The sequence below is a fragment of the Campylobacter sp. US55 genome (assembly GCF_004378955.1).
GTDB lineage: Bacteria > Campylobacterota > Campylobacteria > Campylobacterales > Campylobacteraceae > Campylobacter_D > Campylobacter_D jejuni.
In genome coordinates, this window is record NZ_RYYF01000007.1 from 24,456 (window position 1) to 49,619 (window position 25,164).

General features: G+C 30.1%; 23 protein-coding genes. 7 read left to right on the forward strand and 16 right to left on the reverse strand.

What is annotated here, in order from left to right; all coding sequences use genetic code 11:
- Positions 1 to 2: 2 nt before the first annotated feature.
- Positions 3 to 1,496, forward strand: a complete 1,494-nt coding sequence (locus ELQ07_RS05790; protein ID WP_038817382.1) for a hydrogenase small subunit — start codon at positions 3 to 5, stop codon at positions 1,494 to 1,496.
- Here the strand turns inward: ELQ07_RS05790 and feoB are convergent.
- From feoB to ELQ07_RS05825, 7 genes are all read right to left on the reverse strand, one after another.
- Entirely contained in the window at positions 1,493 to 3,334 is a 1,842-nt protein-coding gene (feoB, locus tag ELQ07_RS05795) for a ferrous iron transport protein B (RefSeq protein WP_038817383.1), read from the reverse strand. The genes ELQ07_RS05790 and feoB overlap by 4 nt on opposite strands.
- Positions 3,331 to 3,555 carry a ferrous iron transport protein A gene (locus tag ELQ07_RS05800; protein ID WP_002779147.1) on the reverse strand — a complete coding sequence of 75 codons (225 nt, stop codon included), beginning with the start codon at positions 3,553 to 3,555 and terminating at the stop codon, positions 3,331 to 3,333. Before ELQ07_RS05800 ends, feoB begins: the two co-directional genes overlap by 4 nt.
- A gap of 81 nt (positions 3,556 to 3,636) precedes the next feature.
- Positions 3,637 to 4,977 (reverse strand): MmgE/PrpD family protein, encoded by a 1,341-nt coding sequence (locus ELQ07_RS05805; RefSeq protein WP_038817384.1) that lies wholly within the window; start codon positions 4,975 to 4,977, stop codon positions 3,637 to 3,639.
- A gap of 8 nt (positions 4,978 to 4,985) precedes the next feature.
- Positions 4,986 to 6,353: an adenylosuccinate lyase gene (gene purB / locus ELQ07_RS05810; RefSeq protein WP_052804818.1), complete on the reverse strand. Its 1,368-nt coding sequence runs from the start codon at positions 6,351 to 6,353 to the stop codon at positions 4,986 to 4,988.
- A gap of 9 nt (positions 6,354 to 6,362) precedes the next feature.
- Positions 6,363 to 7,526, reverse strand: a complete 1,164-nt coding sequence (locus ELQ07_RS05815) for a PLP-dependent aspartate aminotransferase family protein (RefSeq protein WP_052777902.1) — start codon at positions 7,524 to 7,526, stop codon at positions 6,363 to 6,365.
- 12 nt (positions 7,527 to 7,538) lie between these two features.
- Positions 7,539 to 8,978 (reverse strand): C4-dicarboxylate transporter DcuC, encoded by a 1,440-nt coding sequence (gene dcuC, locus ELQ07_RS05820; protein WP_134224868.1) that lies wholly within the window; start codon positions 8,976 to 8,978, stop codon positions 7,539 to 7,541.
- Between the two features lie 3 nt (positions 8,979 to 8,981).
- Positions 8,982 to 9,344, reverse strand: a complete 363-nt coding sequence (locus tag ELQ07_RS05825; RefSeq protein WP_002852401.1) for a RidA family protein — start codon at positions 9,342 to 9,344, stop codon at positions 8,982 to 8,984.
- A 167-nt stretch (positions 9,345 to 9,511) separates the two neighbouring features.
- Between ELQ07_RS05825 and ELQ07_RS05830 the strand changes: the two genes are divergently transcribed.
- Complete coding sequence (locus ELQ07_RS05830) at positions 9,512 to 10,168, forward strand: transcriptional regulator (protein ID WP_052777901.1); 657 nt, start codon at positions 9,512 to 9,514, stop codon at positions 10,166 to 10,168.
- Here the strand turns inward: ELQ07_RS05830 and ELQ07_RS05835 are convergent, their stop codons facing one another.
- Together ELQ07_RS05835 and ELQ07_RS05840 are read right to left on the reverse strand one after the other, a co-directional pair.
- A complete protein-coding gene (locus ELQ07_RS05835; protein ID WP_002855628.1) occupies positions 10,169 to 10,639 on the reverse strand; it encodes a Cj1386 family hemin-binding protein in 471 nt (156 codons plus the stop codon).
- A 56-nt stretch (positions 10,640 to 10,695) separates the two neighbouring features.
- Positions 10,696 to 12,120: a catalase gene (locus ELQ07_RS05840; RefSeq protein ID WP_002936345.1), complete on the reverse strand. Its 1,425-nt coding sequence runs from the start codon at positions 12,118 to 12,120 to the stop codon at positions 10,696 to 10,698.
- 170 nt (positions 12,121 to 12,290) lie between these two features.
- On the opposite strand from ELQ07_RS05840, the gene ELQ07_RS05845 reads away from it, so the two are divergent.
- Genes ELQ07_RS05845 through fldA form a run of 3 tightly spaced genes read left to right on the forward strand, consistent with a single transcriptional unit; the run spans position 12,291 to position 13,794 of the window.
- The gene (locus ELQ07_RS05845; protein WP_002855637.1) at positions 12,291 to 12,605 is read left to right on the forward strand and encodes a DUF2325 domain-containing protein; all 315 of its coding nucleotides are present in this window, start codon (positions 12,291 to 12,293) and stop codon (positions 12,603 to 12,605) included.
- 2 nt (positions 12,606 to 12,607) lie between these two features.
- The gene (locus ELQ07_RS05850) at positions 12,608 to 13,303 is read left to right on the forward strand and encodes a hypothetical protein (RefSeq protein ID WP_070316840.1); all 696 of its coding nucleotides are present in this window, start codon (positions 12,608 to 12,610) and stop codon (positions 13,301 to 13,303) included.
- Entirely contained in the window at positions 13,303 to 13,794 is a 492-nt protein-coding gene (gene fldA, locus ELQ07_RS05855; protein ID WP_002855629.1) for a flavodoxin FldA, read from the forward strand. Before ELQ07_RS05850 ends, fldA begins: the two co-directional genes overlap by 1 nt.
- A gap of 44 nt (positions 13,795 to 13,838) precedes the next feature.
- Here the strand turns inward: fldA and ELQ07_RS05860 are convergent, their stop codons facing one another.
- Genes ELQ07_RS05860 through selA form a run of 4 tightly spaced genes read right to left on the reverse strand, consistent with a single transcriptional unit; the run spans position 13,839 to position 18,258 of the window.
- Positions 13,839 to 14,369: a hypothetical protein gene (locus ELQ07_RS05860; protein ID WP_070316841.1), complete on the reverse strand. Its 531-nt coding sequence runs from the start codon at positions 14,367 to 14,369 to the stop codon at positions 13,839 to 13,841.
- 5 nt (positions 14,370 to 14,374) lie between these two features.
- Positions 14,375 to 15,085 (reverse strand): DsbA family protein, encoded by a 711-nt coding sequence (locus ELQ07_RS05865; RefSeq protein WP_070316842.1) that lies wholly within the window; start codon positions 15,083 to 15,085, stop codon positions 14,375 to 14,377.
- A gap of 48 nt (positions 15,086 to 15,133) precedes the next feature.
- The gene (selB, locus tag ELQ07_RS05870) at positions 15,134 to 16,939 is read right to left on the reverse strand and encodes a selenocysteine-specific translation elongation factor (protein WP_070316843.1); all 1,806 of its coding nucleotides are present in this window, start codon (positions 16,937 to 16,939) and stop codon (positions 15,134 to 15,136) included.
- Positions 16,936 to 18,258, reverse strand: coding sequence for an L-seryl-tRNA(Sec) selenium transferase (selA, locus tag ELQ07_RS05875; protein ID WP_070316844.1), 1,323 nt, complete (start codon positions 18,256 to 18,258; stop codon positions 16,936 to 16,938). The genes selB and selA overlap by 4 nt, the downstream gene beginning before the upstream one ends.
- A 77-nt stretch (positions 18,259 to 18,335) precedes the next feature.
- Between selA and ELQ07_RS05880 the strand changes: the two genes are divergently transcribed.
- Complete coding sequence (locus tag ELQ07_RS05880) at positions 18,336 to 20,009, forward strand: 4Fe-4S dicluster domain-containing protein (protein ID WP_070316845.1); 1,674 nt, start codon at positions 18,336 to 18,338, stop codon at positions 20,007 to 20,009.
- A 2-nt stretch (positions 20,010 to 20,011) separates the two neighbouring features.
- Here ELQ07_RS05880 and ELQ07_RS05885 read toward each other — a convergent pair whose 3' ends face one another.
- The gene (locus tag ELQ07_RS05885; RefSeq protein WP_134224869.1) at positions 20,012 to 21,313 is read right to left on the reverse strand and encodes an MFS transporter; all 1,302 of its coding nucleotides are present in this window, start codon (positions 21,311 to 21,313) and stop codon (positions 20,012 to 20,014) included.
- Positions 21,314 to 21,478: 165 nt separating this feature from the next.
- Between ELQ07_RS05885 and rdgB the strand changes: the two genes are divergently transcribed.
- Positions 21,479 to 22,081: an RdgB/HAM1 family non-canonical purine NTP pyrophosphatase gene (gene rdgB, locus ELQ07_RS05890; RefSeq protein WP_002893956.1), complete on the forward strand. Its 603-nt coding sequence runs from the start codon at positions 21,479 to 21,481 to the stop codon at positions 22,079 to 22,081.
- Positions 22,082 to 22,111: 30 nt separating this feature from the next.
- Here rdgB and ELQ07_RS05895 read toward each other — a convergent pair whose 3' ends face one another.
- Both ELQ07_RS05895 and ELQ07_RS05900 read right to left on the reverse strand, forming a co-directional pair.
- Complete coding sequence (locus ELQ07_RS05895; RefSeq protein WP_134224870.1) at positions 22,112 to 24,586, reverse strand: RND family transporter; 2,475 nt, start codon at positions 24,584 to 24,586, stop codon at positions 22,112 to 22,114.
- On the reverse strand, positions 24,586 to 25,155 hold the full coding sequence (locus ELQ07_RS05900) for a phospholipid-binding protein MlaC (RefSeq protein WP_002932914.1): 570 nt from the start codon (positions 25,153 to 25,155) through the stop codon (positions 24,586 to 24,588). Before ELQ07_RS05900 ends, ELQ07_RS05895 begins: the two co-directional genes overlap by 1 nt.
- Positions 25,156 to 25,164: the final 9 nt, after the last annotated feature.

Consider the following 25,164-nt stretch of genomic DNA (forward strand, 5'->3'; position numbering starts at 1 on the left):
AAATGACAAAGCTTAGCAATGAAGAATTAAAAAATATACTTGAAGGTCGCATTAAAAAACTTGAAAATTCCATTTTAAAAGAGGATAAGGTTGTCAATGAAGAAAGTGTAAAAATTCTTGCTAAGCATTTATCTTTAGGCAATGAAATTCCAGCTCTTGCTCAAAGATTTTTTCAAATCGCACCTAAAACAAAGTTAGTATGGCTTCATCTTTGTGAATGTACAGGGTGTAGTGAGAGTTTGTTGCGTTCTGAGTTGCCAAGTTTTGATGAGCTTATTTTTGATTTTTTTTCTTTAGAATATCATGAAACTTTAATGGCAGCAAATGGCACTAAAGCTGAAGAGCTTTTAGAGCATGTTTTAGAAGAAGATTTTATTTTAGCGGTTGAAGGTGGTGTTGCAGCCATTGATACCTTTTTTCTTACTATAGGAGCACAAGGAGAGAGTGGCTATGAAATTTTAGAAAAACTAGCCGCTAAAGCCAAGGCTATCTTTGCAGTGGGTACTTGTTCAAGTTATGGTGGTATTCAAGCTGCTTATCCAAATCCTAGTAAAACCTGTGGTATTAGTGAAGTCTTAAGTCAAAAAGTAGTAAATATCCCAGGTTGTCCTCCAAGTGATGTAAATATCATTGCGACTTTAAGTTTTTTTGCTTTATTTGGAGTTTTACCTGAACTTGATGAGCAAAATCGTCCTGTGTGGGCTTATGGTAAATGTTTGCATGATATGTGTGAAAGAAAGGCAAAATTTGAAAGTGGGATTTTTGCTGAACATTTTGACGATGAGGCTGCAAAGAATGGAGCTTGTTTATTTAAGGTAGGTTGTAAAGGACCTTATACTTACAACAACTGTCCTAAAGTGAAATTCAATGCTAAAACTTCTTGGCCAGTGGCCGCAGGACATGGTTGTATAGCCTGTAGTGAGAAAAATTTTTGGGATGAGTTTGGGAATTATGAAAAGCCTATGGCAAATATTTTTTCTTACGCTAAACTTTGTAATGAAGAGTTAAAACAAGAATTTTTTCTAGAAGAGCAAATTAAAATTTTAGAACAAATAGATTTTGAATTTGAAAGCAATATAAAACTTATTTTACAAAATATAGCTAAAAATAAATTAGGTGCTTTGCTTGTAGAAAATTATAAAAAATCTTTTGAAAAAAACTATGCTTTTATAGAACAAAATTTTGATGAAAATCCTATGCCTTCAAAAGATTTTTGGAAATATCTTGAGATAAGCTTTATTTTGGTTAAAGGCGAGTTTTTAAAAGATAAGAATGATTTTTTAATTGCGGCAAAAAATTACGCTTTTAAACATGCAAGTCCTTATGATTTTAAGTTGAATATGAACGCTGAAAAACCAAAGCTTGATGTGAGTAAATCTTTTCGTATGACTTTAATCTATCTTTGCGGTGGGCTTGATTTTGAAGGTATTGCTTATAGTATTTTAAAAGCTTTTGAAGATAATATTATTAAAATTTCATCATTAAAAGCAAGTTAGTTTAATAAAATTTTAGCAATATGAAGTCCTATAAAAGCTACTATATAAGCACTTGTGCAGGTAAAAAGAAAGAGAAAGAGAGTATATTTTAGCTTTCCACTTTCTTTTGAAAAAACTATAGTTGCTGCAAAGCAGGGATTATAAATCATTACAAATAAAATAAAAGCCACTGCACTTGGTATAGGTATGTTTTTAGCGATAATTCCTTTTAAATCATTATTTGTTTCATCTACATCTTTTCCTAGTGAATAAAGTACTCCCATAGTTGAAATCATTACTTCTTTAGCAGCCAAACCACTGATTAAAGATACACTTAATTTCCAATCTAACTCAAGGGGTTTAAAAATAGGTTCTATGCCTTTGCCAAATTGTCCTAAATAACTTTGTTCTATAGCTCTTTCTTGAGCATTAAAATCATTTAAATTTTCTTCACTTTTTGGAAAATTACTAGCAAACCATATGAGCAAAGAGGCCAAAAGTATGAAAGTTCCTGCTTTTTTAAGATACATTTTGGCTTTATTATAAACCATAAACCAAACTAAATGCCAATTTGGCATACGATATTTTGGCATTTCCATAACAAAAGGTTCATCAAGTCCACGAAATGCTGTCATTCTTAAAAATTTTGCAGCACAAAGTCCTAAAATCGCACCTAAAATATAAATTCCAAAAAGATAATTTCCTGCTTTTTCACTTGGAAAAAAAGCGCCGATAAAAAGCACATATACAGGAAGTCTTGCCCCGCAACTCATAAAATTGATCACAAAAAGAGTTAAAAGTCTATCTCTTTTGTTCTTAAGAGTGCGTGTAGCCATAAAAGCAGGTACTGAACAACCAAAACCAGTGATTAGTGGAATAAAACTTTTGCCATGTAAACCAAATTTATGTAAAATCCCATCAAGTAAAAAAGCTACTCTTGACATATAGCCTGTGGTTTCTAAAAGAGCTATGCCTAAAAATAAAATCATTATATTAGGCAAAAAAAGTATCACAGCACCAACACCTGCGATAATCCCATCAGCCAAAGCTGAAGCGATGAAGGTATTAGAAATATTGTTTTTAACAAATTCACCTAAGGCATTAAAGCCTGATTCTATATAATCCATAGGAATTTGTCCTAAGCTAAAGGTGAGTTGAAATAAAAGCCACATTAAAAATAAAAATATAGGTAAGCCAAAGAATTTATGGATAAGTAAGGCATCGATTTTTTTGGTTAAATTTCTCTCTTCTTTTTTATGTGTGATAATTTTTTTTGAAAGTTCATTAATAAAATATAATAAATCTTCTTTTTCTGGAGTTTTTTCGCAAAGCGGAGTGTAAAATTGAGATCTTGGAATAAATTTACTTTCAAATAAAATAATAATTTTTTGCAGCAAAAGTTCTAAATTTTCTTTTGTTTTTGCTGAAATTTCAACAACTTGACTTTGAAATTCTTGGCTTAAAATAGAAGTGTCAAGCTCTATACCTTCTTTTTTGGCTTCATCGCACATATTTAAAGCTAAAAGCATTTTTTTATTAAGGCTTAAAAGTTCTGCACTAAGGATAAGATTGCGTTCTAAATTAGTAGCATCTAAAACATTAACAATAACATCATAGTCATTTTGATTTAAAAAATGACGTGTGATTTTTTCTTCTTCGCTATATCCATCTAAAGAATAAGTTCCTGGTAAATCAATGACTTCAAATTCATAGTTTTTGTAAAAAGTTTTTGCACTTGCTTTTTCTATAGTAACTCCGCTAAAATTTCCTACTTTCATATTGGCTTTGCAAAGCGCATTAATAAGAAGACTTTTGCCTACATTAGGCTGACCTACAAGGGCTATTTTGATTTTTTTCATATAAGATTCACTTCTATGGTTTTAGCTTCATCAGATCTTAGGATAACACAACTTGTATCAAGTTCTACCATTATGGTGGCATTTTTTAAAGAGGAGTGAATTTTTTTCAAGTTTTTATTTTTAATAAATCCAAAGCTTAAAAGTCTATTTTTGAGTTCTTTGTGAGCGTTTAAATTGACAATAATAGCCTTTTGTCCATCTTTTAACTCGTTTAAAGTCATTGTAATTCCTAAATTAATAATAAATATTATAATAAAAAAGTGTAATGAAATTATCCTTCTTGTAAAAAGAAGGATAAATATTTAAAAAGAAAAGTGGTTTAAATTTTCTAGATTGATGATTTGATCTAGAATTTTGTTAGCTTTAGCATTATCAAGGTAAATTTGTGCATTGGCTAAAAATTTAGCTTTTAATTCTTCAAAACTTAGTGGATTATCAAAATTACCTTTATTGATAAAAACATCTTTTTGGATTATGCGTCCATCTTGCAAACTGGCTTCTAAATGCCCTGGAAAATATTTTGGAAAGCCTTGAGATTTCCTTTTTTCGTAACTGATTTTTTTAGCAAATTCTAGTACTTCTTCACGCTTTAAATTTTTATAAGATTCAAGAGTGATTTTACCATCAAAGAATCCAAGAGCCATTAAAAAAGGCATGGAAAATTTAGCTTCATAAGCACTATTTGGAGTGTATTTTGCTTCCAAAGGATCGCAGATAAAAGAAATAGGAACTTCATCTACAAAACAATGAATACTTTTAATTTCATCAGCTTTTAAACCATCATTTTTTAAAGCAATAGCACAATCAATAAGCCCATGAGCAAAATGACAACTTGGATAAGGCTTGATTGAAACTTGCATAGTTTGCCAAATTTCTCCCAAGGCTTTGCTAAGTTCTGTTTTATCGCATTCTTCTTCTATGCCAAAACATTTAAAGATATTATCCCTACCTTCAAAAATACTCAAAGGCCCACTCATATTGTTTTTGGCAAAATGAGCTACCATAATGCCGTTTTTAACAGTATTGGCAATATGTAAAACTTTTGAATTAGATCCATTGGATAAAAACTCATTAATCCCACTTGCAAAACTTCCTGCAAGTCCTAAAGCATTGATGATTTGTTCTTTGTTAAGATCTAGTAAGATTGCACTTGCGCTCACGCTTCCAAAAATTCCTGCAATAGCAGTAGTATGAAAACCACGCTTATGAAAAGTGCCTTTGCTTGCAATGCCTACTCTAGCTGCAATTTCCCAGCCTATTATAAAAGCTTTGATGATTTTTTTCGCATCTTTGCTAACATGAAAACCATAACTTAAACAAAGTGGAGTTAAAATCGCACTTGCATGCAAAATCGCTTCTGTATGCGTATCATCAAAATCTAATGCATGAGAAGCAATGCCATCTAGCATAGCTGCATATATAGGATCTAATTTTTGATCATTTACCCAAATAGGAGTATTTTTTTCTGTGCTTAAATTTTCAAAAGCTTTAAAAGCATTTAAAACACATTCTTCTTTGCTTGCTGCTATAGCTGTTCCAAGGCTATCAAGCATAAGCTCTTTAGCCCTTTGAACAACTGTATTAGGGATATTTTCATATTTAAGATTGAAAATAAAATCCGCTAAAATTTCACTATAGAACATGATTTTTCCTATTTTAAGATAGCGCTATTTTTGATTTTTGCTAAAAATTCATCTACAAGTTTTGGTGCATATCCTACATAGGTTGTTGCATCAAGTAAAGCATCAATTTCTTTTTCTTTCAATACCTTAGATACTCTTTTATCTGCAAGTAAAACTTCTTTAAAAGTTTTTTGTTTTTCTATACCTAGCATAGCATTTTCATAAACAATTTCATGGGCATGTTGTTTTCCATAATGATCGCTTAATGCAAACATAACACGCTCGGCTAAAACAAAACCATTAAGAGTATTTAAATTTTTAAGCATTTTATCTTTTTTTACTTCTAAATCGCTAAGAGCGAATTTCATATTTGCTAAAACCACAGAAAGCATTAAAAACATTTCAGGTAAAAGCTTCCATTCCATTTTCCAAACTTGACCATCTCTTTCATGTTCATGTCTTTCAATATCGCTTAAAATGGCTAAATTTGCTTTAAAGGCATTGCTTACTGTAACTGCATTTTCGCTTACTGCAGGATTTCTTTTGTGTGGCATAGTGCTTGATCCTACTTGTCCTTTGCCAAAAGGTTCAGCAACTTCATCAATTTCATTATGCGAAAGGATTAAAATTTCATGAGCGATTTTGTTAAAGGTTGCGTTGATATTACCTAGCACAAAACCAAGCTCTATAAAGCGATCACGTGCAGGTTGCCAAGAAATATTAGGCACATCAAGTCCTAAATTTTCTAAAGTGAGTTTTTCTACCTCATTGCACTCATCACTTAAACTCGCTTTGGTTCCTACAGCACCTACTATACTACCTACATAAAGTCTTTTTTCAAGCTCAAGTATTCTTTCAAAATGACGCTCAAGTTCGCTTAACCAAATAGCCACTTTATGTCCAAAAGTAATAGGCAAAGCCTGAAGTGCTAAAGTTCTTCCCATCATAGCGGTGTTTTTATGGGTTTTAGCTAGTTTCGCTAAGGCTTTTGCGATAGCTTTTAATTCGCTTTTTATAAGAGTCATTGCTTCTTTAAATTGCAAAACCAGTCCTGTATCGATGATATCTTGAGTGGTTACTCCAAAATGTACATATTCGCCTAAATTATTATCGCAAGCTTTTTCTAATCCTCTTACAGTAGGAACTAAAGGGTGTTTGGTCTTTTTAAATTCAGCAAAGATAAAGTCCATATCCATAAATTTATAATGAGCTTTTTTTGCGATCTCATCAGCTGCTTTTTTAGGGATAATTTTAAGTTTTGCTTGTGCTTTTGCTAAAGCTGCTTCAACATCGAGCCATTTTTGTATGCGGTTTTGTTCGCAAAAAATAGCACGCATTTCCTGCGTGCTCCATGAGTCTGCTAGTAATCTATGATCAAATACACTAATTCCTGTCATCTTATCTCCTTATTTTTTAATACTATCAAAAGCTTGTGTTAAATCAGCAATTAAATCTTTAGTATCTTCAAGACCTATATGAAATCTTACAAATGGTCCTCTTGCACTCCAATCTGTTGCAGTTCTAGGTGGAGTAGTTACGGTGGCTAAGCTTTCATATCCACCCCAGCTAGCGCCAATTGAAAAGTATTCTAGTTTATCTACAAATTTAATAGCATCATCTTTGCTATAACCTTTTGCAAATTCTATGGTAATCATACCATTTGCACCTTTATGATCACGCATGAAAATTTCATGATTTGGGTGGGATTTGAGTTTTGGATAGAAAATTGTTTTAATTTCTTTTCTGCTTTGTAAAAACTCTACAATTTCATCAGCACTTTTTTCATGGGCTTTCATTCTTACATCTAGTGTTCTCATACCACGAAGTACTAAGTAAGCATCATCAGGACTTGTTGTAAAGCCTAAAGCTTCTGGAAGTTTGTCAAAATTTTTCCATTCTTTTTCGTTGATTACTACTATACCCATGGTTACATCAGAGTGTCCGCTAAGATATTTTGTAGCGGCGATAACTGAAATATCCACTCCAAGTTCTAAAGGATTTAGAAAATATCCACTAGAATAAGTATTGTCAATAGCTACAGGGATATTATGCGCATGGGCAATTTTGCAAAGTTTTGGTAAATCTATGATTTCATAAAGTATAGAACCTGGACTTTCACATAGGATAAGCTTGGTATTAGGTTTGATTTTTTCTTCTACATCACTTGCATCAGCTTTTAAAAAATCAATTTCAACTCCCATTTTGTCTAAAAATAATTCGCAAATCGTTCTTACAGGCCCATAAATTGCATCGGTGATTAAAAAATGTGCATCTTTGCTTGCATAATTTAAAAGTACCATAGCTAATGCTGCAAGTCCTGTTGGGAAAAGTTGTGCTCTATAGCCACCCTCTAGAGTGCAAATAAGTTTTTCAAGTTCAAAATTGATTGTTGTTCCTCTAGCCCCATAGCTTAAAACACGATCTGTTTTTCTTAATTCTCTGTATTTTTGCCAAGTTGCGTGATCTTTAAAAAGTATGGTTGATGCACGCATAAGTGTAGGATTAACTGATCTTACTTCAGCACTTTGATCGCCTCTGCCACAATGAATAAGTTTAGTTTTTGAGTTCATTTTTTCTCCTTTTTAAAGATAGATATAAGTCATAATAACATTTATAATAGCCGCTACAAGCATAGGAATAGCTGTTCTTTTAACCACGGCAAAAGGACTTACTTTTGCAATAGCTGAGATAGCTAAAATCGCTGGTGCAATAGGACTAACACATCTTCCAAAGCCTGTCATAATTTGAATTGGTGCTATCATGGTGATAGTTTCAACTCCAAAGTGTTTTGCTATATTTGGGATAAGTGGAGCAAAGCTAAAAAATGCCGCATTTCCTGAACCCATTAAGAAAGCACAAACTGCAAGCAAGATTGAAACGGCGATAATAATAGCCAAAACTCCAAATCCTGCATTTTTGCAAAATTCTATTAAAGTATCTACAAAACCTACAGATAAAAGACCGCTTGCAAATACTTGACCACAAACGATGAGTGAAACTGTGATAACAAATAAATGTCCCATTCCTTTAAAGAAAATCATAATAGAATTAAGAGTTTCTACTATACTTTTATAGCGTATCATTTCAAAAATAATAGCCACAAAAGTTGAAATCACCATTGCTACTGGAACATTCATTTTAATGGCAGTGCTAGCAGCTGCTTTAACTTCTTCAGCACTACTTATTCCCATTAAAACTAAGATGCTATCAAGCACGGAACTAAATCCCAGGATTAAAACCAAAGGAATTATAGGTAAAATCGCATAAATTCTAGGAGGCTTTTTAAGTTCTTTTTCTTTACCTTCATTTTCATTTAGTTCTTTTTCAATTTCTTGTGCATTGAAGACAAAATTATCTTTTTTATCAAAAAATTTATTGCAAAGATATATCGCAATACCTACAGCTATAATGATAGGCAAGGTTGTAGGGAGTTGATAATGAACAAAATAAATTGCAGGATCAACTTCAGCTACTTTTGACGCCATGATCACATTTCCACTTCCAGGTCCATGATCGATATATTGACAAATCGCAATCACACTTAAGGCAGAAAGTTTTGAAACACCAGAGCGTACAAGTATAGGATACATAGTAACCATAAGTAAAAGTGCCAAGCCTGCGTGAGAAGGGATGAAAAGAACTAAAAATTGCACGATAAAATAAGCAACTATGAGTAAAACATAAGGAGATTTTACGGCTTTTAAAGGTTTTTCAAAAACTTTAAAAAGTGCATAAGAAGCCCCTACATGATCCATATAAGCAGAAAAACCTGCTATAGTCATAAGTGTAAGTCCAAGCCCTGCTAATGTACTTGACATGGTTTGATTGAAAACTTGAAAAATATCAAAAAAACCTAAATTTAAAGAACCTTTAGCGACAATGTGTGGAGAAAGTCCAAAAATAGCAGCTAAGGAAAGTAAAAGTAAACCACTTAAAAGCAATGCCATGTGAGCATTGATTTTTTTATAAAGCATAAAAACAAGTAAAAAAACACTAAATAAAGAAAAAACAATACCTAGCATGTTTTATCCTTTTTGAGCGATGATCTCTATCTCTACTTTAGCTTTTTTTGGCAGATCTTTTACTGCAAAAGCACTTCTTGCTGGATAAGGAGCTTTAAAAAATTCAGCATAAATTTCATTAAATGCTACAAAATCATTAATATCAGCTAAAAAGCAAGTGGTTTTAATCACTTTATCATAACTGATACCATTTTCTTCCAAGATAGCACCGATATTTTTTAAAGATTGTTTGGTTTGTTCTTTGATATCAGAGCTTTCTATTTCTCCTGAAGCAGGGTTGATAGGAAGTTGTCCTGATATAAATAAAAGTCCATTTACTTCTCTGTAAGCTGAGTATGGACCAATGGCCTTTGGATAGTTTGACATGAATTCTCCTTTGTTAAATATAGATTAAACAGAATGCATTTTATCACTACAATAATAATTTGTCAATAGTTTATTATCATAATAATAAAATTTTATTTTTAAGAAATGTTTTAAAGTATAAAGAGTAGAATTTAATATCGTATTAATTTTTTATTGAAGGCAGTTTTATGGATGAGGGACAAAAACAACAATTTATAAAGTTGACATATTTTTTAGGAGAAGTTTTAGGTGAGCAATATGAGATAGTTTTTCATGTAATTACTGAAGATGGGGCCTATATTGCAGCAATTGCTAACAGTCACATTAGTGGGAGAAGTTTAGATTCTCCCTTGACTGCTTTTGCAAGTGAGCTTATACAAAATAAAAAATATTTAGAAAAAGATTTTTTATGTGATTATAAGGCTCTTGTTGGAAAATCAAAATTAATTAGAGGATCTACTTTTTTTATTAAAAATCATGATAAATTAGTAGGTATTTTGTGTATCAATCATGATACTAGCATTATGAGAGATTTAATATGCAAGATGATTGATTTAGAAAAAATTGGAGATATGGGTGATATTTTAGGAAATATTAGTTTTTCTCAAAATGATTCAAGCATAGAAACATTAAGTCACTCGATAGAGGATATTTTAGTTCAAAGTGTAGATTCTAGTTATTTAAATTCTGATTATCAATTAAGTATTACTCAAAAAGAAGAAATTGCTGAAAAGCTATATGAAAAAGGTATTTTTAATATAAAAGGAGCGGTTCCTATCGTAGCAAAATTTTTAAAAATTTCAGAACCTAGTGTTTATAGGTATCTGAAGAAATTTAAAAAATAACTAAAATTTTTTGATAAATTTTAGTATTTTTAGGCTCATTTTCTTTAAAAAATTATTTTTAGATTTTTTGAGTAAAAATTCTGCCACATCTTTGCGTCCAAACATAATAGCAAAAGTATAAGGTGTCATTCCTAAACCATTGTTTTCGTCAATATTTGCTCCATATTTAACTAAAAGTTCACACATAGGTAAGTATCCTTTAAAACAAACTCCCGCTAATGGGGTTTGTCCACGATCGTTTTTTTCATCTACTTTTGCACCTTTTTCTAAAAGCATTTTAGCGCTTTCATAAGAATTATTATAAGCTGCAAGCATAAGCAAGCTATCGCCTTTATGAGTTTTTAAATTTACATTTAAACCTGCTTCTATCATGATTTTAAGATTTTCATATTCATTATTTCTTGCAAAATTAAAAGCCATTTTACAAAGCTCTTCAAATCTTTTTTCTTCTTCTAAACTAAGAGTTGTCATTGTTTTTCCTTAATTATTATAATCTTTAGTTTGCCACCAAAAGTGGCAAGTAAAAATTATTTTTCTAAAGCTTTTTTAATTCCTTTTGCATAATCAGGTGAAATTTTTTCAAAATGTTCTAAAGCTCTAGTGATAATTTTTTCATCAACTCCCTCCATAGAAGCGGCAATATTATGAAAAAGTTGAGTTTTTTGATCATCATTCATAAGATTAAATAAAGCTCTTGGTTGAGTATAAAAGTCATTATCTAGTGGAGCATATCTTTGTGCTACGCCTTCTAAGACTAAATCAGGTTCAAGATAGCTTTTGTCTTCTTTTGGGCTATTATCATAGCTGTTTGGTTCATAATAAGCTGCATCATTTTTATAACTATCAAAATTCATAGCACCAGCGACATTGTAAGTATTCACTTCGCTTTTTGCACGATTTACGGGCAAAAGATGATAATTAGTTCCTATTCTATATCTTTGTGCATCAGGATATGAAAAAATTCTAGCTTGCAACATTTTATCAGGGCTAAAGCCAATTCCAGGAACGATATTGCTTGGACTAAAGGCAGCTTGTTCAACTTCATTAAAATAATTTTGAGGATTTTTGTTTAGAATCATTTCGCCTATATCCATCAAAGGCACAAGACTATGAGGCCAAATTTTTGTTAAATCAAAAGGATTAAATCCAAGTTTTTCTATATCTTTTTCAGCAAGAATTTGAACTTGAACTTTCCATTTTGGAAAATCTTTATTTTCTATAGCATTATAGAGATCTCTTTGATGACTTTCTCTATCTTTTGCTATAAGCTCGGCAGCTTCTTGGTTGGTAAGATTTTTAATCCCTTGTTGGGTTTTAAAATGGAATTTCACCCAAAATCTTTCATTTTTATCATTAATAAAACTATAAGTATGGCTTCCAAATCCATGCATATGACGATAACTTGCAGGAATTCCTCTATCACTCATAAGAATGGTTACTTGATGTAAGCTTTCAGGACATAAACTCCAAAAATCCCAAGCAGCATTATTGCTTCTTAAATGTGTTCTTGGATCTCTTTTTTGAGTATGGATAAAATCAGGGAATTTATAAGCATCACGGATAAAAAAAGTTGGAGTATTATTTCCTACTAAATCCCAGTTTCCTTCTTTGGTGTAAAATTTAATAGCAAAACCTCTCACATCGCGTTCAGCATCTGCTGCACCTGCTTCACCTGCTACTGTTGAAAAGCGTAAAAATAATGGAGTAACTTCGCCTTTTTGAAAAATTTTAGCTTTGGTATAAGCACTTAAGTCTGCTGTAATTTTTATTTCGCCATAAGCTCCACTTCCCTTAGCATGAACGGTTCTTTCTGGAATTCTTTCTCTATTTTGATGAGCAAGTTTTTCAAGCAAAAGATAATCTTGCATAAGTAAAGGTCCTTTTGCGCCTGCGCTTAATGAATTTTGGTTATCGGCTATAATGTTTCCAAAATCGTTAGTCAATTTTTTCATTGTTTTCTCCTAAATAATAAATTTTATTAATTAGCAAATTATATCTATTAAAAATTAAAATTAACTGAATAATTGCATTTTATTGATAATAAATTTCAAAATAAATTTAGTTTTTTTATATTATAATAATAATTATCAAAATATATTTTAAAAATCACAAAGGAGAATTTATGTCAGTTTTGGTTATTGGTGCAGATGAAATCACTCCTATTAGAGCTGTTTTACATGATTTAGGTGCTAAAAAAATAGAACACTGGGATGCGCGTAATGAAAATAGAGTTAATCGCAAGCCGATTCCTTGTGATACAGAATGTATAGTAATGTTAACAAGCTTTTTAAATCATAATACTATGAAAAAAATCAAAAATGAAGCTAAAAAGCGTAAAATTCCATTAGTTTGTGCAAAAAGAAGTGTAAGTTGTGTGTATTGTGAATATTGTAAAATTTTTAATCTTAATAAAGAATTTTCTTGCTATAAAGGTTAAAGATGTTATTTGGATTTGATGATAAGCAAGAATTTATACCGCAAATTTATCGCTATTTAAACAATCAAGAGCTTATGTTGACTTTTTTAACTCAATATAATGCGAGCGTTGATAGCGCTCTAAAAATTCCTCTTTTATATGCAAAAAATACCAAGAGTTTAAAAATGATATTTGGAAATTTTTTACATGATATAATGCATGTTTCATTTGGTAAGATTCAAAATATAAATATCAAGCTTAATGCATACGCTTTTTACTTTCAAAAAAGAAAAAGCTTAATTTTTAATACTAAAATATCTAAGAATATCGATCTTTTAAGACTTTTAAGAATTTATCTTTATGGCATTTGTTTTGATGCACAAATTTTATTTAGCTCTTATGTTTATGATAAGGTTTCTTTTCAAAATAATGGAAAAAATATCGATCAAGATGGTGATCTTATTATAATAGATAAGAAATTTGCAATTTTGCCACTTTGCAAAGAGATTAATACACATAATTTAAAAATTAAAAATGAAATTCATGGATTATTGAATTTAATAAAAGAAAACAATTTTGAAAAATTTTATATTGTTTGTCCGCGTAACAAACATTTCACACATTTTATTGAAATAAAACATTTTTTGTATGATTTAAACAAAACTATGTTAAAATTAGTTCCGTATAAAATATCAAATCAAATTATAAGGAGAAAATAATGTCAGTAGCAGTAATCTATGGTAGTGCTATGGGAAATACAGAAGGAGCGGCTAATACAATTGCTTCAAAACTTGGAATTAGCGATGTTTTTAATATCTCAGATATTGATGCAGCTAAAATGAATTCTTACGATAAATTAATTTGTGGAACTTCAACTTGGGGAAGTGGTGATTTGCAAGATGATTGGGATGGTTTTGATTTTTCAGGGCTTAGTCTTGGTGGAAAAACTGTAGCTGTATTTGGTATGGGTGATAGTGAAAGTTATTCTGACACTTTTTGTGGTGGCATGGGTAAATTAGCTCAAAATTTAAAAGATGCAGGTGCAAATTTGGTAGGAGAAGTTTCAACTGATGGTTATACATTTGAAGCAAGCGATGCGGTTGTAGATGGTAAATTTGTTGGACTTGCTCTTGACAATGATAATCAAGAAGATCAAACTGAATCAAGAATTGATGCTTGGGTAGAACAAATCAAACCTTATTTTGCTTAATAATTCTTAAAATCAAGAGTTTTTATACTCTTGATTGTCTTTTCTTAAAAATAAAAAAAACTCACTATTTGATTTATAATTTTATTTTCTAAAGATAATTGACAGCGTTCTTTGTTTCCAAGATAAGCTGTTCTTGCAAGAAGACTTGTTTTTTGAGAATTGTGATTTTTAGAGTTGATTTGTAAATTAACTTGCATAGTATAGTAGTTTTCTACCATCCATTCTCCATCACTTTCCAAAGGATCAAAATCATAAAAAAATCTTGCTGAAGTTGTGATTTTTTGAGCATAAGAATGCTTTTTCATATCTACAAGATTGATTAAAATTTCATAATCTGCATTCTCTTTTACTTCTTTTAAGCCTAAATTTTTAAGTTTTAAAGCCAAATCTCTATCCAAAGTAGTTTGAAGTTGACTAGGATTTTGAAAGGAAATTTTAAAACTTTGTTGTTTTTGTGATCTGATAAAAATGCCTTCATTGCTTGTTTGAATAAAGCTTTGTATGAAAGTTGCATCGGTGCAAGCACTCATAAAGAGTGCTATAAAAAAGCTTAAAATTAAAGCAAATTTAGACATTAGGTTTATTTAATAATAGTTGGAGTAGCGCTAAGACCTAATGAGCGATATTTTTCATATAAGGAAAAAACTTCTTTTAATTCTGCATCACTTACTTTTGGATAATTTTTGATATTTGCATCATAGTATTTGTTTAAAATTGCGATTTTTTCTTTATCATTTTTTGCTTTTTTTGCTTCTTTGTAGATTAGAGCGGATTTTTCAAAAGCAGATTTTCCATGTACCGGAGTTAAAATATAATTAACTTGATAGTTTTTAAGTTCATCATCAATTTGAGCTAAAAGTTCTCTACAATAAGGGCATTCAGGATCTGAAAAAACATAAATTGCAGGTTTATTTTTATCTCCCAAAGCTATTACCATGGTTTCTTTTTGTGCTACAGCTTTAGCATTTTTTGTAAAATTTTCTCTTGCTTCTTGAAATTTTTTCATTTCATATTCTTGAGCATAAGAAATTCCCGTTTTCAAGTCGATAAGATCAGGGGTAATAAGACTATCTTTTGTAAAAAGAATGTTTTCTTGTTTTTGTCCATTTAATTCAACGCTTACAATAACACTTTCAAAACCCGTATTACCAACCTTTTGACGATTTGATACACTAACGGTAGCATTTGGAAATTGTGCTTTAATGCTTTTTGAATAAAAATCACTAATTTCTGAATTACTTGCAGCAAACAAAGATGCTGAACAGGCAAGAATTAAACTTAATTTTTTCATAGTTTATAAATCCTTTAAATAAATTATGTTTAATTCTATAATGATTTTCTAAATGCTTGTTAAAAATCTTTTTTCAGCTTCTTTGCTTACTTGAGGAAATTTGTCTAAGTATTCTAAATAAGCAATAGCATATTTTCTTGAAAGATTAAAATATTCTTTCATACTTTGCACATCAAGACTTTGATTTTTTAATAAATTTAAACATTCTTGCATAAGTTTTTCAAGAGCTTGTTTTTCTATAAAAAGATTGTGTGAAAGTCTTACAACCAAACCTTTTTGGGTAAGTTTTTTGAGTATATTATCTCCGCTTTTTCTGTCAAGTTCTAAAAAATCATAAAGATTATAAGGAGCTTCGGGTTTAATACCTTGTTTTTTTAAAATTTCATATAATTGATTATTATTTTTTTCTTGAAGTTTTTCAAAATCTATGCCTTTTTTAAAATAAATTCCATTTTGAAAATCCAATAAATTTGACATCTCTTTAAGCCCGAGTTCGCAAAAATTTTCACTTGCCCAAGTAATCCTTAAAGCTAAAGAATGTGCTGAAAGCATGGCATAAGGATTTTTTTCAAGTATGAATTTGATGAAATTTTTAATTTCTTCTAGACTTTGTAAATGATATACATTAAGATTTTTTTCATCAACAAATACTTGATTTAATTTTTTTGCTAATTTCAATGCTTTTTGATGAGAGAGTTTAAATCTTTGATAGCTTGAAAGCAAACCAAAACCATATTTATGTGCGTCTTTTAAGAAAGAAAAAGCCGCTTTAAAATCTTTATTTTTCAAAAACATTAAAAATTTATTTTTTTGTTCTTTTTTTAAAGGTTCACTTAAAGGATTTAAAACCTTACCACCGCCTATAACACGATTGTTTTGCAATAAAATAAAAGCCTCATCAAAACTTAAAAATACATTTTTATCAAAACTAAAATGTACAAAAAATTCATCATTTTCTAGTTTTTTTAATATATTTATTTTGCATTCTATTTGTCTTGAACCCACACAAAAAATCATTTTGCTATTTTGTAAATTTTTTGCTCTAACTAAAGCATCGCATTCTTTAAAGGCTTTAAAATAACCTTTTTTACTTAGTAAATAACCTTTTTTCAACTCTTTATAATCACAATTTAAACTCAAAGCCACACGGTTACAAGCTTTGATTTGTTCTAGATTAGTATCGTGGTTTTGTATATTTTTAACAATGAGTTCTTTTTGAGTGTCTAAACAGATGATTTTTTCATTTAAAGTGATGCTTCCTTCATTAAGACTGCCTGTAACGACAGTTCCTATGCCTTTTAGAGAAAAAACTCTATCGATATAATAATGAAAAATCAGTTCTTCATCGTTTTCTTTGTTTTCTATGGTATAAAGATAATTTTTTAATTCTTCTATGCCTTGATTATTTTTTATACTGGTGTGAAATACTTTTAAAATGGGATAATCTAAATTTTTTAACTCTTCTAAAATTTCTACACTTTTTTGCTCTATATTTTCACAAAGATCGCATTTGCTAAGTACTAAAATGATATTTTTAATATCAAGAATTTTTAAAATTTCTAAATGTTCTAAACTTTGTTCTTTTAAACCCTTGTTAATATCTACGACAAATAAACAAACACTAAAGCCAAAAGCTCCACTTACCATAGTTTTAACCAAATCTTTATGCCCTGGAACATCGATAAAAGAAATGTTTTTATCTTTTAATTTAAGATTTGAAAAACTTAAATTAATGGTGATTTGTCTTTCTTGTTCTTCTTTTAAACTATCGCCTTCAAAACCATTTAAAGCTTTAATGAGTGAAGTTTTTCCATGATCAATATGTCCTGCGGTTCCTATAATAACAGATTTCATAAGTTTTCCATTTGATTGATTGTAAGAATAAGTTTTTGAAGTTCATTTTCTCGTATAGTTCTAAAATCAAGAACAAATTCATCATTTTCAATGCGTCCTATGATATTTTCTTTTCTAAATCGAGTTTGTAGTTTTAAAGCATCTCCTTGAAAAGTTAGTATATAAGTATCTAAACTTTTATCAGGCATAGAACCTCCTCCTACTAAACTTTTGCTTTTTTTAAGTTGGGTTTGAAATTTTAATTCTTTTTGCACTCTTAAAGCTTTTTTCTCTATAAAGGATAAGTCATCATTTAAAAGTTTTAAGGTAATAATTTTTTCATAATCTTTTTGTAAATAAGCTTTTAAGCTTTCGTTTAAAAAAGATAGGGTTAATTTATCCACTCTTAGCATTCTTAAAAGTTGATTTTGTTTAAGTTTTTCTATGAGTTCTTTTTTTCCAAGTATAATGCCCGCTTGTACGCTGCCAAAAAGTTTATCTCCGCTAAAACTTAAAATATCGCATTCTTGCACGAGTTTTCTGATTTTAGGTTCATTTTTAATCAGCTTTTCATTTAAATTTTCACACCAACCAGAACCTAGATCATAATAACTCAAAAGCCCTTTTTCTTTTGCTAGTTCATGTAGATCTTTTATATTTACTTCACTGTGAAAACCCATAAGAGCGAAATTAGACTTATGGGTTTTTAAAATTAGAGCGGTATTTTCACTGATGGCTTGTTCATAGTCTTTTAAGTGTGTTTTGTTACTAGTTCCAACTTCGCAAAGCTTTACACCTGCAGCTTTTATCACTTCAGGCACACGAAAACTTCCGCCAATTTCTACAAGTTCTCCTCTTGAGCTTATGACTTCTTTATCATAACAAAGAGAATTAAGTACTAAAAAAACTGCTGCAGCGTTGTTATTGACCACTAAAGCATCTTCACATTCAAAAAGCATTTTAAGTTTTTCTAGTACCAAAGCATAGCGAGAGCCTCTTTTTCCATTTTCTAAATCAAACTCTACATTAGAATAATTACAAATTATATCTTTACACGCTTCATAAAGTTCTTCATGGATTACACTTCTGCCAAGGTTTGTGTGTATAACCACTCCGCTTGCATTAATCACACTTTGTAAATCTTTGCGATAAAAAGTTTTGATTTCTTTTTTGATTTCTAAAAGTAGTTTATCTTTAGAAATTTCATCTTGGGAAAAATTTTCTTTTAGTTTTGCGACAACTTTTTTACAAAAAAATGCTTTGATATAAAAAGGATAGGATATTAAACTCTCATCTTCAATAAGAGTGTTAATTTGTGGAAAAGTTCTAAATTTGTTCATCTTAAGCCTTAAGAAAATATTTGGTTATTTTAACATAGAATTTATAAAATGATGTTTTAAAGAGATTAAGGAAGACAATGCAAGATTTTGTTTATATAAAAAATGATGTTTTAATCCCTTTGCCCGATGCTATTGAAATTTTAGATCAGGCAAATGATAAAGAAGCATTAGTTTGCAATGATAAAAATCAAAAAGCACAAATTTATGCCCCTGAGATTAATTTTTATCTTAAAAATTCTCAAGATGAAATTTTAGAGCAAAGTAAAAATGTTTTAACGCTTTATGAAGCAAGAGCTAGCGTTTATGATTTGGGGCTTGATTTAGAACAAAGCAAAGAAGTGCAAAATCGTTTGATTTTAGTAGATAGCGATACTCAAACCGTAGAGTTTTTAAAAGAACATGGATTTAAGGTTATTGCTTTAAGTAGTGCAGAAATTTTAGCTGTTTTTGGAAGTGTAGGGGAGCTTTGTGCTGTGGTTAAAAATCAAGGCGAAGAAGTGGAAATAGATTTTGATTTTTTACTTTTTAAAGCTGAGGATTTAAGCGTTGTGCGTAAAGATTTTACAAGACAAAGTGGATGTTATAATCTTTTAAATTTTGAAAATCTTGAAGTATTGCTTGAGTTTTTACAAAGCAAAAGTCCAAAATATCATTATAAAACTTATATTAGCTATAATGCTAGTGTGTGCCAATACCACGAAAGACGCAGTGAGCATTGTGCAAAATGTGCTGAAATTTGTCCTACTGTGGCGATTTTAAAAGATGATGAAAACAAACATTTGGAATTTTCTCAAGTGGATTGTTTGGGTTGTGGAGGATGTATTAGTGTGTGTCCTAGTGGATCGCTTGATTATGCTCCTATGCCAAGAGAAAGTTTTTTTACCCTTTGTGAGTTTTATAAAGATAAAAAAATTTTAATCATTCCTAAAAAAATGTCTTTAGAAAATTTAAATCTTGCTTTACCAAAAGATGTTTTACCCTTTATGATAGAGGGTGAAAAATGGCTTTCTTCTATGCATTTTTTAACGCTTTTGCAAAATAGTGGAGCAAATTTAGTTTTTTATACAGATTTTGTATCTCGTGGTAGTAACGAGGCTATTGTACTTTTAAATACTTTTTTTGAGAGAAAATTTCAAAAAAAAGCTATTTTTGTTGCTAAAGATGAAAAAGAATTGCAAAATGTTTTAAAAGAGCAAGAATTCATACAAGATTTAAAATATGATTTTCATAATAACACCTTAACTACAAGAGAAAATTTTGCCAAAAGAATGCAAGAAATGATAAAAAATGAAGATTTTGGCAGTATAGAAAGTGGCGAATGGTTGCGTTATGGTAAGGTAAAAATCAATCCTAACACCTGTACGCTTTGTCTTTCTTGCGTGGGTGCCTGTAATGTAGGAGCTTTAATCGCTGATAAACAAGAAAATGCTTTGAAATTTAATGCTTCTCTTTGTACGACTTGTGGGTATTGTGAGTTAAGTTGTGCCGAAAAAGATACTTTAAAATTATTTCGTAGTGGAATGGAGTTTAGAGCTTCTTATTTTGAATATCAAACCATGGCAAAAGATGAGCTTTTTGCCTGTATAGAATGTGGTAAAGAATTTGCCACCAAAAAAGCTGTAGAAAAAATAGCCAATTTAATGAAGCCTAAATTTGGTAATGATGAGAATAAAATCAAAACACTTTATTGCTGTGCAGATTGCAAGGCAAAAGTGATGATAAAAGCAATGGGTTTTGCGGGGCAAAATTAGATTTAGATCTTAATTTTGCCTTCTAATTCTTCTTTATTTGTAAGTTTGCTATCAAATTTAACAACAAGATTTTTAGAGTTTTTATAAATATCTACAACCCCTAAATTTTCACTAAAAGTACTGAAATTTAAAGGCGTTTCTAAAGGTAGATAAAGGTTTTTAAAATCAGCTGGATTTTTTAAGAAAAATAATGCCACAAGCCAAATTAGAGCTAAAATTACTAAAATAATAGCCAAAAGATTTAAGGCATCTAGATGTAAAAATATCCCTCCGATAATACCACCTATAAAACTTCCACCATATCCAAAAGCATTAAACAACCCTAATGCTGCACCTTTTTCATGAACTTTACAAAATTTTGATGCACAACTTTGCATAATAGGTTCGTGTAAATTAAAACCTATAAAAAAAATCACAACTGCTATGATAAAAAAATCTATAGAATTACTAAAAGCAAAAAAAAGATAAGAAAGTATGAAAAAAACAATTCCTAAGAGTAAAATTTGTTTAGCTAAACCTCTTTTTTCGCCTAAACTTCCAGCAAAGCCCATAGCGATAAAACCTGCTACCATAGAAGCGCTATAAACAATCCAAAGTTTATCAGAAGCAAAACCTAAATGTTTTACTAGAATGATAGGAATGCTTAAAAATGCTATACTCATAAGCATTTTTTGCATGAAACTAGTAAGATTCATAAGGGCTAAATTTTTTTGTTTAATAAGATGAAAAAAAGGAGTTTTTTCATTTTCATGAGTGATTTTGTTTTCTTTAGGTACAACGGTATAAAGTAAAATTATACATAAAAGAGACAAAGCCGCACTAAGATCAAAAAGGCTAGATAAACCCCATTTTGCACTCATTAAAGGAGAGACCACCATAGAAGCTGCAAAACTAAGTCCTATAAAAGAGCCCATAACCGCCATGGCTTTACCGCGATTTTCTTCTGTAATAAAATCGCTTATCATAGCCGTAGCTACTGCTCCAATAGCTCCTGCGCCTTGAAGCATTCTTCCTAAAAGCATGGTGTAAATATTTTCTGCAAAAGAGCAGATTAAAGAGCCTATTATAAAAATAATCAGTCCAATGAGCATGGTTTTTTTACGACCAATTTTATCACTTAAAATTCCAAAAGGCATCTGTAAAATCATTTGAGTTAAGGCATAAACACCTACTAAAAGTCCGACTAAAAATTCATTAGCACCTTCAAGTTTTAAAGCATAAAGACTTAAAACTGGCAAAACTATAAAAAGCCCAAAAAATCTTGTTCCAACTATGAAAGATAAGGGTAAGACATTATTTAGCATTATCAATTTCCTATTAAATTTGAAATTTAAATTAGGATAATTTTACTATGAAATGGATTAAGCATTGATTAACATCGTTTTATCATTTGATATTTAAAAGCTATGCACAAGGATAAATTTTATAAAATCATATTTTTGTTTTGATATTATTTTGGAGCTTTTGTTATGAAGATTATCCTAGCTACGAGCAATAAGCATAAGGTTTTAGAACTTAAAGAAATTTTGAAAGATTTTGAAATTCATGCCTTTGATGAAGTTTTAATGCCTTTTGAGATTGAAGAAAATGGAAAAACTTTTAAAGAAAACGCCTTGATTAAAGCAAGAGCGGTTTTTAATGCTTTGGATGAAAAGCAAAAAAAAGATTTTATCGCTTTAAGTGATGATAGTGGCATTTGTGTAGATGTTTTAGAAGGAAATCCAGGAATTTATTCTGCTCGATTTAGTGGTCAAGGTGATGATAAAAGTAACCGTGATAAACTTGTCAATGAAATGGTAAAAAAAGGTTTTAAACAAAGTAAGGCATATTATGTTGCTGCTATTGCTATGGTAGGTTTGATGGGGGAATTTAGTACGCATGGAACCATGCATGGAAAAGTAATAGATACAGAAAAAGGTGAAAATGGTTTTGGTTATGATAGCCTTTTTATTCCAAAGGGTTTTGATAAAACCTTAGCCCAACTTAGCGTGGATGAGAAGAATAATATCTCTCATCGTTTTAAAGCTTTAGAGCTTGCAAAAATCATTTTAAAGATTTTAAATAAAGGATAAAAATGAAAAATTTTTTAAAATATATAGCTATTATTGTTTTAATATATGCTCTTTATGTTGGTTTGGAAACTTGGTTTTCTTAGAATAAATAGTGATTAAAAAGCTTGGTAACAAGAACAAACTTCCACTTAAAAGCAAAATCATTACAAAAACGGTTAAAATTCCAAAATAAATTGTTGGAATAAAATTGCTACTCATCATCACGCTAAAGCCTAAAACTATGCTAATTGTGGTATAATAAAGTGCCGAACCTATACTAAGGTGAGAAATCATAATGGCTTCTTCTAGGCTTTTGTTTTTAATTTCTTCCCTAAAACGATAAATATAATGTATAGCATCATCAACGCCTATGCCTATAGCAATAGCAGCTATAGTAATACTCATCATATCCAAAGGAATACCTAAAAGTCCCATAAGAGCAAAAACCACACTTAAAGGAATAACATTTACCAATATAGCCGCAACTGAAAATTTTAAATCTCTAAAAACAATGATAAAAAGTATGAAAATAGCTAAAATTACAAATATAAGAGTATCAAATTGCGATGAAAAAAGACTTTGGAGCATATTATTATAAAGCACCATTATGCCTGTGATTTGAACTTCTACTCCATCGTTTTTTACAAGCTCGTTGAGCTGTTTTTTAAGATCTATTAAAAACTCATTACGTCTTAAATTCGGATCAGAATCAATAATACGCATACTAAATCTTAACTCGTTATTTTCTATGCTTACAAAAGGTGAAAGCAAGTCTTGTTTAAATTTAGCAGGTAAATTCTCATTTAAAAACGCAAGGGCAAAATCATCTAACTCTTTTCCATCGTTGATATTTTTCCCTAGGGTTAAAAGACTATTAAGACTTAAAACCGAGCCTACAAATTCTTTGTTTTCTAAAAATTCATGAACTTTTTTTGCAATACGTGTTTTTTTAGAGTCAAACCAATAAGTTTCTTGTGTGGCTAAATTTTCAAATTCACTTTCAAAACTATCAAGGGTATCACTTGTATTTTGATCGTTTTTATTATTTGGAAAACGAATGATCACTTCTAAAGGCAAGGTTCCACCTAGATTTTTATCAATAACCAAAAGTCCTTTTTTGATTTCACTACCATCTTTGAAATAATTGACAAAAGAATTTTCAACTCTGAGTTTTGAAATGCCTATTAAAGCTAAGATTATTATAGCAAGAACTGAAATTCCATAAATCATGCGACGCTTTTTAGGATCAAGAGCGGTTTTGGCACAAAAGGCTAAAAGATTAAATTTAAACTCTTTTTTATGATAATTTTTTGGTTTTAAAAGAATCAAGATACTTGCTAAAAACAAATAACTAAAGATAAGAGCTAAACCTATGCCTATACTCATCATAATGCCAAGTTTTATGATAGGTTCGATATTTGATAGGATTAAAGAAAAAAATCCTATCATCGTTGTAACAATGGCATAAAGGCTAGGATTTGCTTTGGCTAGTAAGGTTTCAAGCACTATGCGCTCAACTTTAGCTTTGGGATGATTTTGGGTGCTTTCGATAAAATGCGTGATCAAATGAACAACTACACTTAAGGTGATAATTAAAACCAAAGCAACGTAATTTGATGAAATAACCGTGATTTGAAAATTTAAAAGCGCAAAAACTCCACTAGCCGCACTTAAGCTTATAAAACAAATAAAAAGAGGTAAAAAAACAAAGCGCCATGAGCGGAAAAAATAATAAAGTGCAAGTCCTAGTAAAAATACAAGAGAAACACCATAAAGCACAAGATCAGATTTTATATAAGCTATCATATCATCAGCGATCATGCTTACGCCACCAAGGTAGAGCGTATCTTTATTTTTTTCATAATTTCGAACTATGCTTTTAATAGTATCTAGACTTTGTTTCGTGATAACTTTTTGCTTGTCTTGATGTTCTTTTATGGCAAGACGAATTTGATCTTTTTCTTTTTCATCGGTAGCAAGATCGCGTTTTTCTATAAGATTATTATAAACTGTATCAGGCTTTAAGTAAATAATAAGCCCTGTTACTTTTCCATCTTTTGAGATGATATTATTTTTATAAAAGGGACTATTTAAAATTTCATTTTGGGCTTTTGTGCGGTTTATATCTTGGCTTTCTATATTTGGGATATTTTTTAAAAGTTCTTTTAAATCCGTATTTTGCGAACTTTGAAGCAAAGGGGCATTGATGATACTAAAAACGCGTTCTACTAAAGGGGCTTTTTCTAATTCTTCATGAAGTTTTTTTAATTTGGCTAAATTTTCATTTGAAAAAGGTTTTTCATCATAGGGTTTGAAGGCTAAAAGTAAAAAATTATCACTTTTATAATGTTTTGAAATTTCTCTAAAAGTTTTTAAATCTGCATCATCTTCTAAAAGTAAACTTTCAGCACTTGCATCTACGCTAAGCTTAAAAGCAAAAAAGCTTAAAAACAGGCATATAAACAACGTTCCAAAAAAAGTACTTTTTGGACGAGAAATAAAAAACTTTAAAAGCTTTGCAAACATTATTCTATGACAATACTTTCAAGTTTTTGAAGTAGGGCATCAAAGCCTTGGTTGGCTAAAATATCTCCAAATTGTGATCTATAAGTTTGTACTATACTCACACCTAAAACATCTACATCATAAATAAGCCAGTTGTTATTATCATTGTAAAATTTGAAAATGATATTTTTTTCTTCCCCATCTACTACCATAGAAGTGGTTAAAAAATAGCGTTTTTCATTTTTTAACTCACCATTTTTGACCTTTAAAACCTGATCTTTATAAAGACTGAGTTTATCGGTAAAACTTTTTTTAAGACTTGTTTCAAAGGCTGTGGTAAATTTTTCTTGTTCTTTTGGGGTTAATTTAGAATAATTTTTCGAAAGACTCAGTTTTGCCATGAGTTTATAATCAATTATGCTATCAAAAAGTTTAAAAATTCCATTAGCAGCTTGTTTTTTATCTTCTTTACTATCTTGTAAAAGTTTTAAGCTTGCATCAATGTTTTTTTGCATAGTGCTAGAAATTTCATCTAGTTGTAAGGCAAAAGCATTAAAAAATAAAGTCAAGATTAAAAATATTTTTTTCATTAATTTCCT

Coding starts and splice junctions, on each gene's coding strand:
- ELQ07_RS05790 (WP_038817382.1), top strand. CDS start 3: ATGACAAAGCTTAGCAATGAAGAATTAAAAAATATACTTGAAGGTCGC.
- feoB (WP_038817383.1), bottom strand. CDS start 3,334: ATGAAAAAAATCAAAATAGCCCTTGTAGGTCAGCCTAATGTAGGCAAA.
- ELQ07_RS05800 (WP_002779147.1), bottom strand. CDS start 3,555: ATGACTTTAAACGAGTTAAAAGATGGACAAAAGGCTATTATTGTCAAT.
- ELQ07_RS05805 (WP_038817384.1), bottom strand. CDS start 4,977: ATGTTCTATAGTGAAATTTTAGCGGATTTTATTTTCAATCTTAAATAT.
- purB (WP_052804818.1), bottom strand. CDS start 6,353: ATGACAGGAATTAGTGTATTTGATCATAGATTACTAGCAGACTCATGG.
- ELQ07_RS05815 (WP_052777902.1), bottom strand. CDS start 7,526: ATGAACTCAAAAACTAAACTTATTCATTGTGGCAGAGGCGATCAAAGT.
- dcuC (WP_134224868.1), bottom strand. CDS start 8,978: ATGCTAGGTATTGTTTTTTCTTTATTTAGTGTTTTTTTACTTGTTTTT.
- ELQ07_RS05825 (WP_002852401.1), bottom strand. CDS start 9,344: ATGTCAAACTATCCAAAGGCCATTGGTCCATACTCAGCTTACAGAGAA.
- ELQ07_RS05830 (WP_052777901.1), top strand. CDS start 9,512: ATGGATGAGGGACAAAAACAACAATTTATAAAGTTGACATATTTTTTA.
- ELQ07_RS05835 (WP_002855628.1), bottom strand. CDS start 10,639: ATGACAACTCTTAGTTTAGAAGAAGAAAAAAGATTTGAAGAGCTTTGT.
- ELQ07_RS05840 (WP_002936345.1), bottom strand. CDS start 12,120: ATGAAAAAATTGACTAACGATTTTGGAAACATTATAGCCGATAACCAA.
- ELQ07_RS05845 (WP_002855637.1), top strand. CDS start 12,291: ATGTCAGTTTTGGTTATTGGTGCAGATGAAATCACTCCTATTAGAGCT.
- ELQ07_RS05850 (WP_070316840.1), top strand. CDS start 12,608: ATGTTATTTGGATTTGATGATAAGCAAGAATTTATACCGCAAATTTAT.
- fldA (WP_002855629.1), top strand. CDS start 13,303: ATGTCAGTAGCAGTAATCTATGGTAGTGCTATGGGAAATACAGAAGGA.
- ELQ07_RS05860 (WP_070316841.1), bottom strand. CDS start 14,369: ATGTCTAAATTTGCTTTAATTTTAAGCTTTTTTATAGCACTCTTTATG.
- ELQ07_RS05865 (WP_070316842.1), bottom strand. CDS start 15,085: ATGAAAAAATTAAGTTTAATTCTTGCCTGTTCAGCATCTTTGTTTGCT.
- selB (WP_070316843.1), bottom strand. CDS start 16,939: ATGAAATCTGTTATTATAGGAACCGCAGGACATATTGATCATGGAAAA.
- selA (WP_070316844.1), bottom strand. CDS start 18,258: ATGAACAAATTTAGAACTTTTCCACAAATTAACACTCTTATTGAAGAT.
- ELQ07_RS05880 (WP_070316845.1), top strand. CDS start 18,336: ATGCAAGATTTTGTTTATATAAAAAATGATGTTTTAATCCCTTTGCCC.
- ELQ07_RS05885 (WP_134224869.1), bottom strand. CDS start 21,313: ATGCTAAATAATGTCTTACCCTTATCTTTCATAGTTGGAACAAGATTT.
- rdgB (WP_002893956.1), top strand. CDS start 21,479: ATGAAGATTATCCTAGCTACGAGCAATAAGCATAAGGTTTTAGAACTT.
- ELQ07_RS05895 (WP_134224870.1), bottom strand. CDS start 24,586: ATGTTTGCAAAGCTTTTAAAGTTTTTTATTTCTCGTCCAAAAAGTACT.
- ELQ07_RS05900 (WP_002932914.1), bottom strand. CDS start 25,155: ATGAAAAAAATATTTTTAATCTTGACTTTATTTTTTAATGCTTTTGCC.